Annotated in this window: 14 protein-coding genes; 10 read left to right on the top strand and 4 right to left on the bottom strand. The window is 35.2% G+C overall.

The window, feature by feature from the left end; all coding sequences use genetic code 11:
- Window positions 1-17 precede the first annotated feature (17 nt).
- Entirely contained in the window at window positions 18-203 is a 186-nt protein-coding gene (locus tag NSA47_RS06015; protein WP_257530031.1) for a hypothetical protein, read from the bottom strand.
- Window positions 204-605: 402 nt separating this feature from the next.
- Here NSA47_RS06015 and mglB point away from each other — a divergent pair, with 402 nt between their 5' ends.
- From mglB to NSA47_RS05975, 8 genes are all read left to right on the top strand, one after another.
- The gene (gene mglB, locus NSA47_RS06010; protein WP_257530029.1) at window positions 606-1,652 is read left to right on the top strand and encodes a galactose/glucose ABC transporter substrate-binding protein MglB; all 1,047 of its coding nucleotides are present in this window, start codon (window positions 606-608) and stop codon (window positions 1,650-1,652) included.
- Window positions 1,653-1,924: 272 nt separating this feature from the next.
- Complete coding sequence (gene mglA / locus NSA47_RS06005; RefSeq protein WP_257530026.1) at window positions 1,925-3,448, top strand: galactose/methyl galactoside ABC transporter ATP-binding protein MglA; 1,524 nt, start codon at window positions 1,925-1,927, stop codon at window positions 3,446-3,448.
- A gap of 16 nt (window positions 3,449-3,464) precedes the next feature.
- A complete protein-coding gene (gene mglC, locus NSA47_RS06000) occupies window positions 3,465-4,508 on the top strand; it encodes a galactose/methyl galactoside ABC transporter permease MglC (RefSeq protein ID WP_257530023.1) in 1,044 nt (347 codons plus the stop codon).
- A gap of 48 nt (window positions 4,509-4,556) precedes the next feature.
- Entirely contained in the window at window positions 4,557-5,726 is a 1,170-nt protein-coding gene (locus NSA47_RS05995) for a galactokinase (protein ID WP_257530020.1), read from the top strand.
- A gap of 27 nt (window positions 5,727-5,753) precedes the next feature.
- The gene (gene galT, locus NSA47_RS05990) at window positions 5,754-7,256 is read left to right on the top strand and encodes a UDP-glucose--hexose-1-phosphate uridylyltransferase (protein ID WP_257530334.1); all 1,503 of its coding nucleotides are present in this window, start codon (window positions 5,754-5,756) and stop codon (window positions 7,254-7,256) included.
- Between the two features lie 5 nt (window positions 7,257-7,261).
- On the top strand, window positions 7,262-8,299 hold the full coding sequence (locus NSA47_RS05985; protein ID WP_257530018.1) for an aldose epimerase family protein: 1,038 nt from the start codon (window positions 7,262-7,264) through the stop codon (window positions 8,297-8,299).
- A gap of 11 nt (window positions 8,300-8,310) precedes the next feature.
- Window positions 8,311-10,260: a beta-galactosidase gene (locus tag NSA47_RS05980; protein ID WP_257530016.1), complete on the top strand. Its 1,950-nt coding sequence runs from the start codon at window positions 8,311-8,313 to the stop codon at window positions 10,258-10,260.
- 160 nt (window positions 10,261-10,420) lie between these two features.
- Complete coding sequence (locus tag NSA47_RS05975; protein ID WP_257530014.1) at window positions 10,421-11,428, top strand: LacI family DNA-binding transcriptional regulator; 1,008 nt, start codon at window positions 10,421-10,423, stop codon at window positions 11,426-11,428.
- 53 nt (window positions 11,429-11,481) lie between these two features.
- Here NSA47_RS05975 and NSA47_RS05970 read toward each other — a convergent pair whose 3' ends face one another.
- From NSA47_RS05970 to NSA47_RS05960, 3 genes are all read right to left on the bottom strand, one after another.
- Window positions 11,482-11,973 (bottom strand): spore coat protein, encoded by a 492-nt coding sequence (locus NSA47_RS05970; protein ID WP_257530012.1) that lies wholly within the window; start codon window positions 11,971-11,973, stop codon window positions 11,482-11,484.
- A 299-nt stretch (window positions 11,974-12,272) separates the two neighbouring features.
- The gene (gene mscL / locus NSA47_RS05965) at window positions 12,273-12,668 is read right to left on the bottom strand and encodes a large-conductance mechanosensitive channel protein MscL (RefSeq protein WP_257530010.1); all 396 of its coding nucleotides are present in this window, start codon (window positions 12,666-12,668) and stop codon (window positions 12,273-12,275) included.
- Between the two features lie 99 nt (window positions 12,669-12,767).
- Window positions 12,768-13,463 (bottom strand): beta/alpha barrel domain-containing protein, encoded by a 696-nt coding sequence (locus tag NSA47_RS05960; RefSeq protein ID WP_373370311.1) that lies wholly within the window; start codon window positions 13,461-13,463, stop codon window positions 12,768-12,770.
- A gap of 526 nt (window positions 13,464-13,989) precedes the next feature.
- On the opposite strand from NSA47_RS05960, the gene NSA47_RS05955 reads away from it, so the two are divergent.
- Together NSA47_RS05955 and NSA47_RS05950 are read left to right on the top strand one after the other, a co-directional pair.
- The gene (locus NSA47_RS05955; RefSeq protein ID WP_257530006.1) at window positions 13,990-14,424 is read left to right on the top strand and encodes a CBS domain-containing protein; all 435 of its coding nucleotides are present in this window, start codon (window positions 13,990-13,992) and stop codon (window positions 14,422-14,424) included.
- Between the two features lie 143 nt (window positions 14,425-14,567).
- A complete protein-coding gene (locus tag NSA47_RS05950; protein WP_257530004.1) occupies window positions 14,568-15,065 on the top strand; it encodes an AI-2E family transporter in 498 nt (165 codons plus the stop codon).
- Window positions 15,066-15,073: the final 8 nt, after the last annotated feature.

The following is a 15,073-nucleotide window of genomic DNA, read 5'->3' as shown; positions in this document are numbered from 1 at the left end:
TATTTTTATGTCTTTATTTACTTTTTCACTAAGCCCTTTATAATATCAGACATTTCTGCAAAGGCATCATCCTTTTCGCTCTCAGACATGTTAGGATTATTTTTAATCTCAAGATAAGTATTTTGGATGGAAGGACTCTTGCTGACTTGCTCTACCGTTAATTTTAGTTTTCTTGCTATTTCATTTACATCTACGTTCGCCATTTATCATCACCCTTTCATTATGATATTCTTAGTATGCCTATAAAATGGAAAAAATAATCATAAATAGAAAATTTAAAAAGAATAAAAAATAAGGTAAATTCCTTAGTAAATATTTACTAGGGAATTTACTAAGTTTTATTTAAAGTTCAAGAAAAACTCTAAAAAATTCTAAAGAGTGCTTAATGCTGTGTATAGAAGGCTTTTGAGGGATATTAGACAAATAAAGAGATGGGAAATACTGAAATTTGGCCTTTTTGTTCAATATAAAATTTTAGTCTTTTATATTTTGTCGAAAAAAATACTAAAATTAATCCTTGACAAAGGGTAAAATTTTTACTAAAATTTAGGTAGGATATGAAAACGCTTTCACAAGAAAGCATATAAAGAAGGGGGAATATATCCATGAAGAAGTTTTTGGTAATCCTTACTGTTTTTGCATTACTTTTTACAGTAGTAGCATGTAGTGGAGGACAGGAAACTGGAGGCGAAGGTTCTGAAAATGCCGGCGGAGATAAACCAACCATAGGGGTAACGATTTATAAATTTGATGATAACTTTATGTCCTTCGTACGCCGTGCGGTTGAATCCAATGCTGAGGGTAAAGCAGATTTAATTTTGAATGATTCTCAAAATGATCAAGCAAAACAAAATGAGCAAGTGGATATGATGATTTCTAAAGGGGTAAAGTCCCTAGCAATCAACTTAGTCGATCCTCAAGCAGCTCCCAGTATTATTGAAAAGGCAAAAGCAGCTGATTTACCAGTTATTTTCTTTAATAAAGATCCAGAATCTGCTATGGGAACCTATGACAAAGCTTGGTATGTAGGAACAGCTCCTGAAGAATCTGGACAAATGCAAGGACAGTTAGTTGTAGACTCTTGGAAAGCCAATCCTGATTGGGATAAAAATGGAGATGGAAAAATCCAATATGTATTGTTAAAAGGAGAGCCAGGACATCCAGATGCAGAAGCTCGTACAGAGCATTCTATAAAGAAGATTAAAGAAGCAGGTATTGAAATGGAAGAATTAGAACTTCAAACAGCAATGTGGGATTCCGTTAAAGGAAAAGAGTTAATGGATGCGTGGTTATCCAAACATGGAGATAAAATTGAATATGTTATAGCGAACAACGACGCTATGGCATTAGGAGCAATTAGTTCCTTACAAGCAGAAGGATATTTTGAAGGAGATAAATTTATGCCAGTAGTTGGAGTAGATGCTATTCCTGACGCCCTTAGTCAAATTGAAAAAGGCGTTATGGTAGGGAGTGTTTTAAATGATGCAGCCAACCAAGGTAAAGCTACTGTTGAATTAGCATTAAACGTTGCCCAAGGCAAAGATGTATTAGAAGGAACTTCTTGGAAATTAGATGATAACAAATCAGTTCGTGTACCTTATGTTATTATCACATTAGACAATATTGCAGAGGCCCAAGCAGCCTACGAATAAGTCGATGATGAGGGATTCTAAAAGATCTTTAAGCACTACCCATAAGTAGTGGGGACTACCTATGGGTGCAAGCTTCAGAAAGATTAATTTAGTAGAAATACTTATTATAATAAAGATGCATGGTGCATTTAAGATGCATATGCATCTTTATTTTATAATAGTAGTGTTTGTCTTGTTCACAAGGAAGCAAATTTTCTTACTATGTCCGTGTAACGCTAGGCGCTATTTCGATTAAAATGAAAAGTTCTACTTTCTAGAAAGGAGGCTCGTTTATGCCTGATAGTCAAACAAAGAATACAAAGCAGGATTATTTATTAGAAATGATTGGGATATCCAAAGAGTTCCCAGGAGTCAAAGCATTGGATAAAGTAGACTTAAGAGTACGTAGAGGTACAGTACACGCCCTAATGGGGGAAAATGGTGCTGGAAAATCTACTCTGATGAAGTGTTTATTTGGAATTTATCATAAGGACCAGGGACAAATTTTTTTAGAAGGACAGGAGGTAGATTTCCAAAATTCTAGGCAAGCCTTAGACAATGGAGTTTCTATGGTACATCAGGAACTTAATCAAGTCAGAACGACAAGAGTCATGGATAATATTTGGTTGGGGCGTTTTCCCACAAAGGGTCTTTTTATAGAGGAGAAAAAAATGTATCAAGCCACTTCGAAAATTTTTAAAGAATTGGATATTGATATTGATCCTCGATTAAAAATGAAGAGACTACCAGTTTCTGAAAGTCAGATGGTGGAGATTGCAAAGGCGGTTTCCTATGATTCTAAGATCATTGTTATGGATGAACCCACATCTTCACTGACTGAAAAGGAAGTCAATCATTTATTTCAGATTATAAGAGCCCTTAAAGCTAGGGGGGTTGGCATTATATATATATCCCATAAAATGGAGGAAATAAAACAGATTGCAGATGATGTAACCATTATGAGGGATGGAAAATGGATAGCCACAAAGCCCACCAACGAAATAAGCACCGATGAAATCATAAGTCTTATGGTGGGTAGAGACTTAACCAATCGCTTCCCACCCAAAACCAATCAACCGGGTAAAGTCATCTTAGAAGCCAAAAATCTAAGAGCGGTTAATCAACCTTCAGTAAGAGAGGCATCCTTTGAATTAAGAAAAGGGGAGATATTAGGGGTTGCAGGATTGGTAGGGGCGAGAAGAACAGAATTATTAGAAACCATTTTCGGAGTAAGGCAATTGGAGTCGGGAGAAATATACTTGCATGGCAAAAAAATTGAAAATAAAGATCCAAGGACCGCAATTAAAAATGGATTTGCCCTTGTTACAGAGGAAAGACGGGCTACGGGAATATTCCCTACATTAGATGTTCGGTTTAATTCCTTTATTGCCAATATCCAACAATATGTACAGAAAAATAAACTTTTGGACGAGAAAAAAATTGTAAATGATGGCCAGTGGGTTATTGAAAGTATGAGGGTTAGAACCCCTTCTCATAAGACCTTAATCAGCTCTCTTTCCGGAGGGAATCAACAAAAAGTAATTGTTGGCCGTTGGCTATTAACTGAGCCCGAAATACTATTAATGGATGAGCCTACCCGTGGTATTGATGTAGGAGCCAAATATGAAATCTATCAATTAGTGATTGATTTAGCAAATAAAGAAAAAGGAATTATCATGGTATCTTCGGAAATGCCAGAATTACTTGGCATTACTGATAGGATATTGGTCATGAGTAATGGAAAAGTCGCAGGTATTGTTAATACAAAAGAAACATCCCAAGAGGAAATCTTAAGGTTATCGGCTAAATACCTATAGGTTAGGAGGAATCAATATGGAAAAAAAATCACCTGAAAAGAATAAAGGTTTAAATAAAAAAACTCTGTTGAGTTGGATGATGAATAATGCTATTGTTGTGGTTCTTATTGGACTTTTAGGAGTGATTATTGCCATCTCACCAGATTTTATCTCCATGAGGAACTTTGTAAATATTTTATCCCAGGCATCCACCCGAGTCATCTTTGCTTTAGGAGTTGGGGGCATCATTGTTTCTAAAGGCACAGACCTATCCTTAGGTCGGCAAGTAGGGTTGGCGGCTGTTATTTCAGCATCTCTTTTGCAGGACCCTAATTATGCCTACAGGATGTATCCTGATCTGCCTGTTCTCAACATCGCTATTCCCATACTATTGGTTATGTTAATCACAGGATTCTTCAGTTTAATCAATGGCTTTGTGGTTGCAAAATTTAAGGTGGATCCCTTTATTGCCACATTGGGAATGATGATCATTGTTTATGGAACAACATCTATTTATTTTGACCGTCCCCCCTATGGAGCACAGCCTATTGGAGGTTTAAGACCAGATTTTATGAAATTTGCCCAAGGAGCGATTCCCGTTGCTGGAGAATTTAAAATTCCATATCTTGTTATCTATGCAGCCATCACCATATTAATCATTTGGGTATTGTGGAATAAAACTCGGTTTGGTAAAAACATCTTTGCTATTGGGGGAAACAGGGAAGCAGCTGTGGTATCAGGAGTGAATGTATTTAAATATACTTTAATGGTATTTGGTTTGGCTGGACTTCTTTATGGTTTAGGGGGCGCCTTGGAAGCTGCCCGTATAGGTAGTGCTACCAATAATACCGGGAATATGTATGAAATGGATGCTATTGCCGCCTGTATAGTAGGAGGATTGTCCTTTGATGGTGGAGTTGGTAGCATTGGAGGAATTGTGGTTGGGGTACTAATATTCCAAGTTATTGCTTACGGACTATCCTTCATTGGGGTGAATCCTTATCTACAGTTTATTATTAAAGGTCTAATTATTATTACTGCGGTGGCTATTGATTCAAGAAAATATGCGAAAAAGAAATAGTCTATAAAATTGGTGAAAACAGAAATAAAATACGTTGAGGTGTCCATTATGAATATAAAAAATTTAGTCAAAGAATCGGTAGAACTATTTAATACGAAAGAAAATCTTCAAGCATTTTTTGCACCAGGGCGTGTAAATCTTATAGGGGAACACACAGATTATAATGGAGGGCATGTATTCCCCTGTGCCCTTAGTTTTGGTACCTATGCTATTGTATCCAAAAGGGAGGATACCCAAATTAGATTGTATTCTAAAAATTTCTCCGAAACAGGTGTTGTGGAAGTAGACCTTAACAATCTCGCTTATGATAAAAACCATGCTTGGGCTAACTATCCCAAGGGGGTTATTATGATGTTTCAGGAGGCAGGATATGATATTCCCCTTGGAATGAACATACTATTCTATGGGGATATTCCCAATGGTGCGGGACTATCCTCCAGTGCTTCCATTGAATTGGTAACAAGTATTGCATTAAAGGAATTATTTCATTTAGAGATTTCTATGATTGAAATGGTGAAGCTAAGTCAAAAAGCGGAAAATCAATTTATAGGAGTAAATTGTGGGATTATGGATCAGTTTGCCAGTGCCATGGGAAAAAAGGATTATGGCATTTTATTGGATACCAATACTCTGAAATATCAATACGCTCCTGTGAAATTAGAGGACATTTCTATTATTATTGCCAATACGAATAAGCGTAGGGGGCTGACAGAGTCTAAATATAATGAAAGACGTAGGGAGTGTGAAAATGCCTTAAAAGATTTACAAAAAAGATTAAACATCAATTCCTTGGGGGATTTAACCCAGGAAGAATTTGAAAAACACAAGGATCTGATTGTAAATCCAGTAGAAAGAAAAAGAGCAAAACATGCGGTCTATGAAAATCAACGCACCATTAAAGCGGTTAAGACATTGAACAATGGTGATATTGATTTATTCGGAGAATTAATCAACCAGTCCCATACTTCCCTCAGAGATGATTATGAAGTATCCTGTGTAGAATTAGATACTTTAGTGGAGGCAGCATGGGAACAAAATGTAATTGGTGCAAGGATGACCGGAGCAGGATTTGGAGGATGTACTGTAAATCTGGTCTATAACGATAAAATTCAGGATTTCATTGAACAAGTGGGGAAGAAATATAAGGAAATCATAGGATATGAAGCGGATTTTTATGTGGCTACTATTGGTGATGGAACAAGAAACATTAGGATATAGACAATTTCAAAAGGGGGTGAAGTATTGATGAATATCTATAAGGAGATAAAAAGACTTATTCAATATGGAATAGAAAAAAGGCTTATACAGGAAGAAGATAAAATTTATGTGGCAAACAAAATTTTAGATATTCTCCATTTAGATGAATACCAGGATATACAAGTGAAAAAAGAGGCTTTAGAAAATCCCCAGGAGATATTGGATAATATTCTAGATTATGCGTATAGGCAGGGCATATTAGAGGTAAACACCATCACCTATAGAGATTTATTGGATACAAAAATAATGGATTGTTTTATTCCAAGACCCAGCGAGGTGATAAGAAAATTCCATGAAGATTATCAGAAGTCACCTCAATTGGCTACCAAAAATTATTATGAAATGTCTACAGCATCTAATTATATAAGGGCAGAAAGAATAAATAAAAATATAAGCTGGAGAGTGGAGACAAACTTTGGACAATTGGACATTACCATTAATTTATCTAAGCCAGAAAAGGATCCCAAAGCTATAGCAGCAGCAAAAAACATGAAGTCAGCCTTCTACCCCAAATGTTTACTTTGTAAGGAAAATGAGGGCTATCAAGGGCGAATTAATCATCCGGCAAGGCACACCCATAGGATTATTCCCATCCAACTGAATCAAGAACAGTGGTTTTTGCAGTATTCACCCTATATTTATTATAATGAACATTCCATTATTTTAAAGGGAAAACATGAACCAATGAAAATCACGAAGGATACTTTTAAAAGATTGTTGGATTTTATATCCAAATTCCCCCATTATTTTATTGGTTCAAATGCTGATTTACCTATTGTGGGCGGCTCAATATTGTCCCATGATCATTTCCAAGGGGGAAGATATGAATTTGCTATGGAAAGGGCACCTATCCTAAAGGAAATGGGCATAGAAGGATTTCCAAACCTTCAATTAAGTATTGTAAAGTGGCCTATGTCTGTCATAAGATTAAGAAGTAAAAAAAGAGAGGACTTAGTAGAGGCAGCTACTTTGATTTTAAATTCCTGGAAAGAATATACCAATGAAGCATTAAATATTCTTTCCCATACAGGCCAGGAGCCTCATAATACCATCACCCCTATAGCTCGGTATAAAAGGGATAAATTTGAGTTAGATTTGGTTCTTAGAAACAATAGAACGGATGAGCAACATCCTATGGGAATTTTTCATCCCCATGGAGATGTTCATCATATCAAAAGGGAAAATATTGGTTTAATAGAGGTAATGGGCTTGGCAGTATTGCCTGCACGATTAATAGAAGAATTATCTTTATTGGAAGAGTGTCTTTTAGGAAATAAAAACCTAGAGGATTATGAAGAATTGAAAAAGCATAAGTCATGGTACGGCTATTTGAAGAATAAATATCAGGGGGAAAAAGCGTCCTTTAATGATGGATTAAAAATTGAGGTAGGTAGGAAATTTGAGAGAGCTCTTATGGATGCCGGTGTCTTTAAACAAGATGCTGAGGGTATCTCAGCCTTTGAAAATTTTATTTTATCCCTAAGTAGGTGAGAAACATGTATTTTGTAGAGGAAGCCTTTAAACTAGGCCACAGGAAAATTGACTTAATCACTGTGAAAAATAAGAGAAATATGGAAATAAAGTTGATCAACTATGGAGCTGCTCTAGTAGAACTGCTGGTACCCGATAAGAATGGAATTATAGAAAATATTATATTATCCCATAGAAATAAGGAGGATTATATAGAAAACCCTTCTTATTTTGGAGCTACTGTAGGTAGAACCGCTGGCCGCATAGCCAAGGGATTATTTTCCTTGGACGGTCAGGAGTATCAGTTAAATAAAAATTATGGTGTCAACCAGGGACACGGAGGGCCTGAGGGCTTTAGTCATCGTATATGGGAATATAGAATTCAACAATACCAGGACAGAACCATGGTTGAATTTTCATACAAAAGCATAGATAAAGAGGAGAATTATCCGGGGAACTTAGAGGTAAGGGTTTATTATGTCCTAACAGAAAATAACCATCTGATTATAGAGTATAAAGCTACTGCAGATAAAAAAACTTTATGTAATTTAACCAATCATACCTATTTTAATTTATCAGGAAACCAGAAAAGAAAGGTCACAGAACAAAGTCTAAAAATTAAATCTGATTATTTTTTAGAAATAGATGAAGATTCTATTCCCACAGGTCAGCTCATAGAGACAGCCCATACACCCATGGACTTTAGAGAAGGAAAACGAATCGGCAGAGATATCAAAAGAGAGTATGGACAATTAAGAATGACCAAGGGCTATGATCATACATGGTTACTAAAAAATGAAAACAATCAAATAAAGATGTGGGATGATATAAGCGGTAGAATAATGACCATTACCACAACCTATCCCAGTGTAGTAATCTATAGCTACAACTTTCCAAATAATGAAGAATTAAAGGGCGGAGGTATAGCGGAGGCCAATGACGGCATTTGTTTTGAAACCCAATTTGAACCTGATGGAATCAATCATTCAAATTTACACTCTGCTATCCTAATGCCCGAAGGAGAATATCACGAAAAAACTCAATATGTTTTTTCGATTATTTAGGAGGATTTGAAATGTATTTGGGTGTGGATTATTATCCCGAACATTGGGAGGCCAATAGAATAGAGGAAGATATCGGTAGGATAAAACAAATGGGGGCCAATATTATTCGTATAGGAGAATTTGCATGGCACCTAATGGAGCCAAAGGAAGGACAATATGATTTTTCCTTTTTTGATGGGGTAGTGGAAAAGGCAAAACAATATGATATAAACATAATGTTTGGAACGCCCACAGCCACTTTTCCTGCCTGGCTAGCAAAAAAATATCCATCTATTTTATCAGAGGATAAATCAGGCAATAAAAGAGTATTTGGTGGGAGAAGACAATATTGTTTCCATTCAGATAGGTATCAAGAATATACGAAAAAAATTGTGGAAAAACTGGTTCACCACTACAGAAATGAGAAAGCCATTATAGCCTGGCAAATTGACAATGAATTTGGTCATGAAGGAAGTGACCTGTGTTATTGTGAACAATGTCATAGGAAGTTTCAAGAGTTTTTAAAGGAAAAATATGAAACTATTCAGGAACTCAACCACAGATATGGCACTATCTTTTGGGGGCAGACTTATAATGATTTTGATGAAATTCCCATTCCCAAAGATACCATTACTATCCATAATCCCGGTCTTTTATTGGATTGGTCTAGATTTAGATCTTTTTCGATTAAGGAATACGCTAAAATGCAAATAGCTTTCGTAAGACAATTAAAAGGGGAACACCAACAAATCACTCATAATTTTGCGGGTGGGTTCTTTGAAAAGTTTTATGATCATAATGAAGTAGCAGACCAATTGGATTTTGTATCCTATGATAATTACCCCGTATGGGGAGGATTGTCTAAGCCCTTAGAACCTGCCCAGATAGCTATGGCTCATGATTTTATGAGGGGGCTGAAAAACAAAAACTATTGGATTGTGGAAGAACTTATGGGAGCCCAAGGACACGATGTTATAGGCTATTTACCTCGGCCCAATCAAGCAAAAATGTGGGCATATCAGGCCATGGCCCATGGTTGTGCAAATCTATTGTTTTTTAGATGGCGGAGTATGACCAAAGGAGCAGAGCAGTTTTGCTTAGGGATTATAGACCATGACAATGAAGAAGGCCGAAAATATCAAGAAGTGCAATCCTTTATGAACGAAGTCCAAAAATATCAAGAAGTAATTCGTAGTGAAATAAAATCGGATATTGCTATTTTGTACAGTTATGATAATATATGGTCTTGGAACCATCAGAGACAATCCCCCTCTTTTGATTTTACTAAGGAATTATTAAGATTATACAGGCCCTTTTATGTGAGAAATACCAATATAGATGTCATAAGCACAGAGAAAGATTTTACAAAATACAAGATTTTAGTTGTACCCGTTATGCAAATGATTGATGAAAAGCTTGGGAAGGCCTTTGAAAACTTTGTAAAGCAAGGGGGTACTATAGTTTATTCCTTCAGAGCAGGCATAAGAGACAGAGACAATAACATTCATTTTAAAAATGTTTTTCCCTGCTTTATTGGGGAAATGACGGGTATTACCATAAAAGAAAGCGAGCCCCTTCCACCAAATCATTATGTGAACATTATAGGAAAAGAAGAATTCCAGGGGACTAAGGGCACTTGTTCTTTCTGGAGGGATTTAATTATTCCAGAAAATGCAAGGGTGCTCTATGGCTATGATGATCAATTCTATGGGAACAGAGCTTGTATTACAGAGAATTCCTATGGGAAAGGCAAAGTGTATTATATAGGTGGTGCTATAGATGAGGATACATTGCAGTCCATTATGGATAAAATTATTCATGAAAAGTCTATAGTCCATATCAAATCCCCTAAAGGTTTAGAAGTATATGAGAGAGAGTATAATCACAAGAAATGGTTATTTATAAATAACCATACTAGCCAAGAAATTATTTTTGAAAATAGGACGATTTCCCCTTACGGAAGTAAGATTATGGAAAAGTAGAATTCTAACGAATTAGGATAGTTAGATATAAAAGGTTGCATAGGGAATTTTTCTGTGAGAATGTATTATTTTAACCTGTAGTGTTGGTTAAGTGGGAATTTAACCAGCACTACAGAGAACTTTACCTTATTTGAGGCTAAATATTAAAGGAGAGAAAGGTATGGCTACGATAAAAGACATTGCTAATATTACTGGGGTTTCCCCTACTACAGTATCTAGAGTATTGAATTTTGATACCAGTCTTTCTGTAGCTGACGAAACAAGAAGACGTATTCTTGAAGTAGCAGAGGATTTAGATTATAAAACTCCAAAACAAAGATCCAGAGCTGTGGATAAACTTATCAAGATTGGATTGTTACACTGGTATTCTCAAGAGGAGGAATTGGGAGATCCCTATTACCTATCCATTAGGCGGGGAATTGAAAAAGAATGTTTTCATAGAAAAATTGAAATGGTAACTATTTTTAAACAAGATGATCGATATAGAATCAATGAGTTAAATGATTTGGATGGTGTGGTAGCCGTAGGGAAATTTAGCAAAGAAGATATTGAGGAGTTTATGTATTATTCTAAGAATATTTCCTTCGTGGATTTTTCTCCTAATGAAAAGCAGTTCGATTCTGTAGTCATAGATTTCAAGAATGCCCTAAGAGAGGCTTTAGAGTATTTATACCATAGTGGACATAGGGAAATAGGCTATATTGGGGGAAGGGAATATATTGGACGCAAAAAAGAATTAATAGAGGATGAAAGAGAAATAGAATATCATAGATTTGTAAAGGAAAAGGGAATTTATAATCCTGAACATGTTTATTTTGGTCAGTTTAATTCTGCCTATGGTTATCAAATCATAAAAAAAGCCATTCAAAAGGGTCCACTACCTTCAGCCTTTTTTTTGGGCAATGATTCTTTAGCCATTGGAGCCATGAAGGCCCTCTATGAATCAAATATTAAAGTCCCTGATGATATCAGTATTATGGGATTCAATGATATACCCACAGCAAAATATTTAACTCCTCCTTTAAGCACCATAAAAGTTCATACAGAATTTATGGGAGAAACAGCTGTAGGATTATTATTGGAGAGAATAAAGGGAAATAGAAAAATTCCTAAAAAAGTAGTCATACCTTGTGAATTAAAAATAAGAAAAAGTATTAAATCCATGTAAAAGGGGCTGCCACACTAAAAATAATTAGTGCCCAGCCCCTTTTAAAAAGTTGTTTATTGAGGATTATACATTCCATGACTTTGCATGTAGTTGAAGATACTTTCCCCATGTTCCTGTTCTTCTTTTTGGATATGATTTAATACATTTCTAATATCCTTTTGTGTACATTCAAAAATCGTGGTATCATAAGTACCGGAAACGTATTTTTCTGTTGCCAAAAGGTCGTTACAAAGATAAGCATCACTTGCATTGGGCATACCGCTTCCTGAAGCACTTTGGTTTTGCATATTCTGCATGTTTTGCTGATTTTGTTGTTGATTTTGTTGTCCCTGTTGCTGTTGGTTCATATTAGGGACTTGGCCGCTAAGTATACTATTAATGGTATCTAAATGTTGCTGTTCGTGCTGACCAAGGCTTGTGCATAATTGTTTAAGCTGAGGGTCTTGTGCTTTATTTGCATAATCATTATATTTTTTTATACACAATTCCTCATGACTCTTTTGATCTTCTAAAAGCATTCTTTCCTTCTGCGTTAAATTTACCATTTTATCACCTCCTCTTTTCTTAGTATTGTATAATTTCAAGAAATAATGCATCATAAAATACTTTTGATTTTTTGATGCGAGCAGAAATATAACCAACTTAATTGAGATTAAAGGAGGTAATGGGAATATGTCTGCCCATCATAGTGCTTTTTATAGAAATACAGGCGAACCAAAAAACAATAACTGATTTGCACTTCGTGGAGGGAAAAGTGATTGTTGGAAGATGAACAAAGTCCATATAATGAATAACAAAAGCATGGCTTATGCATAAGCCATGCTTTTGTTATTTATTATAATCTTTATACTTTATCCTTAAGCAGATCCCTAATCTCCATCAATAATTCTTCCTCTGGAGAAGGTACTTTGGGGGATTCTTCCTTTTCTTTTTCCTTTTTGTGAAGAAGGGAATTAATAAGTTTTATAAATACAAAGATAGAAAGGCCAATAATCAAGAAATCTACAATAGATTGAATAAAGGATCCATAGGATATGGACACCACATCCCCATTGGGATTTCTAATATGCCATTTTAAATTTGTAAAATTAATTCCTCCCATAAATATGCCTAGGACAGGCATAAGCACATCATCTACCAGGGAAGATACAATTTTCCCAAAAGCCCCGCCTATGATCACTCCTATTGCAAGATCAAGTACATTACCTCGTAGAATAAATTTCTTAAATTCTTCTAACATTCTATCACTCCAAATAAAAAAATAAATTTCTATTAGCCAAAATTACTGTATGGATTAATTTTTTAGTAGATATTACTTGTAGCTAGAGATAGAATATATCTATTTGTTATACTTTGCATTTTCTTCTGCCCTATAGATTTCCATTCTTTCTTTGAATAGTTCTGCAGTAGATGGAGGAGTAAAGCTAATGGCATTGGCGCCAGCCTTTATGGTAGCCTTGATAGACTCCTCAGTATTTCCTCCAGTGGCAATAATGGGTATATAGGGAAAACTCTTTCTAATAGCTGTCACAATACTGGGCGTTTTAGAGCCTCCACTTACATTAAGCATGTCCACTCCTACATCAAGTTTTTCTTGGATATTGGTATGCTCAGAAACAATAGTAATGGCAACAGGAATATCCACTCTTTCTTTCACCGCTTGAATGGTCTCATTAGGTGTAGGCGCATTCATTACAACACCTAAAGCCCCTTGAAATTCAGCATGTAGTGCAATATCCGCTGAGCGTATTCCTTGGGTAAGCCCACCCCCTACGCCGCAAAGAACGGGTATATCTGCTATTGTTAAAAGAGCTTGGGTGATAGATGGTTGTGGTGTAAAAGGATATACAGCAATGACTGCATCCGCATTGGTATTTTCAATAATAGCTACATCAGTGGTGAAAATAAGAGAACGTATTGTCTTGCCGAAGATATTTATACCAGACGCAGTTTGAATAATGGGCGGTACACTCACATAATTTCTGCGCAATCTGCTAGTAAGATGTGGAATATAAATTTGATTATTGTCCACAATTATTCCCTCCTATTCTAATAAAGTCTAGAACATTCATATTATATTATATACCCCTTATATGTACAAGTTAAAAAGGGGAGTATAAATCCTAGGGGATTTTCCTTTGTTTCGTTCTATTTTATCATGGGAATAATATATTTATAAAGGTTAATGAGGATTAAAAAAATAACAATATGTAAATAATGATAGGGAGAATGAATATAGAAAGGAAGTCGGAATAAATGGTAAGATTTATTTTAGTTTTTATCAGTTTTTTATTTTTATTAATTGGATTGTCCTTAAGCCCCATTCCATTAATAGAGAGTTTTTCTAAAAAGCTAACTCCCCGCACAGAAGAATGATTCCTTAGGGTAATCATTCTTTTTTTTTATTTTACATATTGCTCACAAATTAGTTATATGAATATAGTACAATCTAATAGGTATAAAATTAGTAGAGAAGAGATTTTGTATAAAAGAGATAATCGATTAGAATACAAGTAGAGGGAATGATTTCAATCAGTCTGACGTAAGAAAGGAGCAGGGCTATGAATGTGATATTTTTTCTAACTCCCAAAAATGAGGTCATTTATGAAACACCAGATTCCACTATGAGGCAAGCATTGGAGAGAATGGAGTACCATCGTTATTCAGCTATTCCATTAATTGATGGGAAAGGTAAATATGTAGGAACCATAACCGAAGGGGATTTGTTATGGAAATTAAAAAATACACCGGATTTAAATTTTATGAATACCAGTAAGATACTTCTTAAGGACGTACCTAGACATGCGGATAATGTTCCAGTATCTATTGATTCAAATATTGGGGATCTCATTTATTCAGCTATCAATCAAAACTTTGTTCCTGTAGTAGATGATCAAGGAATTTTTATCGGGATTATAAAAAGAAGCGATATTATTAATTATTGCTATGAATCCTTATATGGAAAAAGAGAAGAGAATAGTGTAATATTTAAGTAATCTATAGCTAAGGATAAATTTCACAAGACAGTGGCTATCGCCGCCCTAGTGATATGGGAAAATTTACTTCCTTGTTAGCAAGAATAACTTTCCCATAGCATAAAATAATATGAAATGATAAACTAAAAATGAGGGAAATTAAAGTGAATAAACCTGAAGAATATCCTAAAGGAAAAAATAATGATAGGGATAGCCTATTTAAAGAAATTAAAAATGTATTTTTCACCTATTTTAAAGGGAAATTAACCATTGCACTAATATTAGGAGCACTAGCCTGGGGAATGCTTTGGATTTTAAAAATTCCCTATAGTGGGATAATGGGCGTACTTATTGGAGGATTAAATCTTATTCCCTATATTGGCCCTTTGCTAAGTGCCATTCTTGTGGTGGGGACAACACTAATTTTGACCAATCTAAAAAAGGCATTATGGGCATTAGCCGTAGTCATTCTTTTACAGATAATGGATGACTGGATTTTACAACCTAAAATCCTCGGTAAAGCCTTTGGAATTAACCCTATTATGATTTTTGTTTTGGTTTTTGTGGGTGGTCTAGCCTTTGGTATTCCCGGTATGATTCTAGCTGTCCCTATTGGGGCGATATTAAAAATAATATTTAAAAAATATAAAAGAAATTTATAATCATCAAG

It is taken from the genome of Irregularibacter muris (assembly GCF_024622505.1).
In the GTDB taxonomy this organism is placed as follows: domain Bacteria; phylum Bacillota; class Clostridia; order Eubacteriales; family Garciellaceae; genus Irregularibacter; species Irregularibacter muris.
Note: the sequence above shows the minus strand (reverse complement) of the source record. Positions and strands in the feature narration are given on the sequence as shown.

What these genes read in the sequence shown, in the direction of transcription:
- NSA47_RS05975 (WP_257530014.1), top strand. Translation starts at nt 10,421, where the DNA reads ATGGCTACGATAAAAGACATTGCTAATATTACTGGGGTTTCCCCTACT.
- mglC (WP_257530023.1), top strand. Translation starts at nt 3,465, where the DNA reads ATGGAAAAAAAATCACCTGAAAAGAATAAAGGTTTAAATAAAAAAACT.
- NSA47_RS05970 (WP_257530012.1), bottom strand. Translation starts at nt 11,973, where the DNA reads ATGGTAAATTTAACGCAGAAGGAAAGAATGCTTTTAGAAGATCAAAAG.
- NSA47_RS06015 (WP_257530031.1), bottom strand. Translation starts at nt 203, where the DNA reads ATGGCGAACGTAGATGTAAATGAAATAGCAAGAAAACTAAAATTAACG.
- mscL (WP_257530010.1), bottom strand. Translation starts at nt 12,668, where the DNA reads ATGTTAGAAGAATTTAAGAAATTTATTCTACGAGGTAATGTACTTGAT.
- NSA47_RS05985 (WP_257530018.1), top strand. Translation starts at nt 7,262, where the DNA reads ATGTATTTTGTAGAGGAAGCCTTTAAACTAGGCCACAGGAAAATTGAC.
- NSA47_RS05980 (WP_257530016.1), top strand. Translation starts at nt 8,311, where the DNA reads ATGTATTTGGGTGTGGATTATTATCCCGAACATTGGGAGGCCAATAGA.
- NSA47_RS05995 (WP_257530020.1), top strand. Translation starts at nt 4,557, where the DNA reads ATGAATATAAAAAATTTAGTCAAAGAATCGGTAGAACTATTTAATACG.
- mglB (WP_257530029.1), top strand. Translation starts at nt 606, where the DNA reads ATGAAGAAGTTTTTGGTAATCCTTACTGTTTTTGCATTACTTTTTACA.
- galT (WP_257530334.1), top strand. Translation starts at nt 5,754, where the DNA reads ATGAATATCTATAAGGAGATAAAAAGACTTATTCAATATGGAATAGAA.
- mglA (WP_257530026.1), top strand. Translation starts at nt 1,925, where the DNA reads ATGCCTGATAGTCAAACAAAGAATACAAAGCAGGATTATTTATTAGAA.
- NSA47_RS05955 (WP_257530006.1), top strand. Translation starts at nt 13,990, where the DNA reads ATGAATGTGATATTTTTTCTAACTCCCAAAAATGAGGTCATTTATGAA.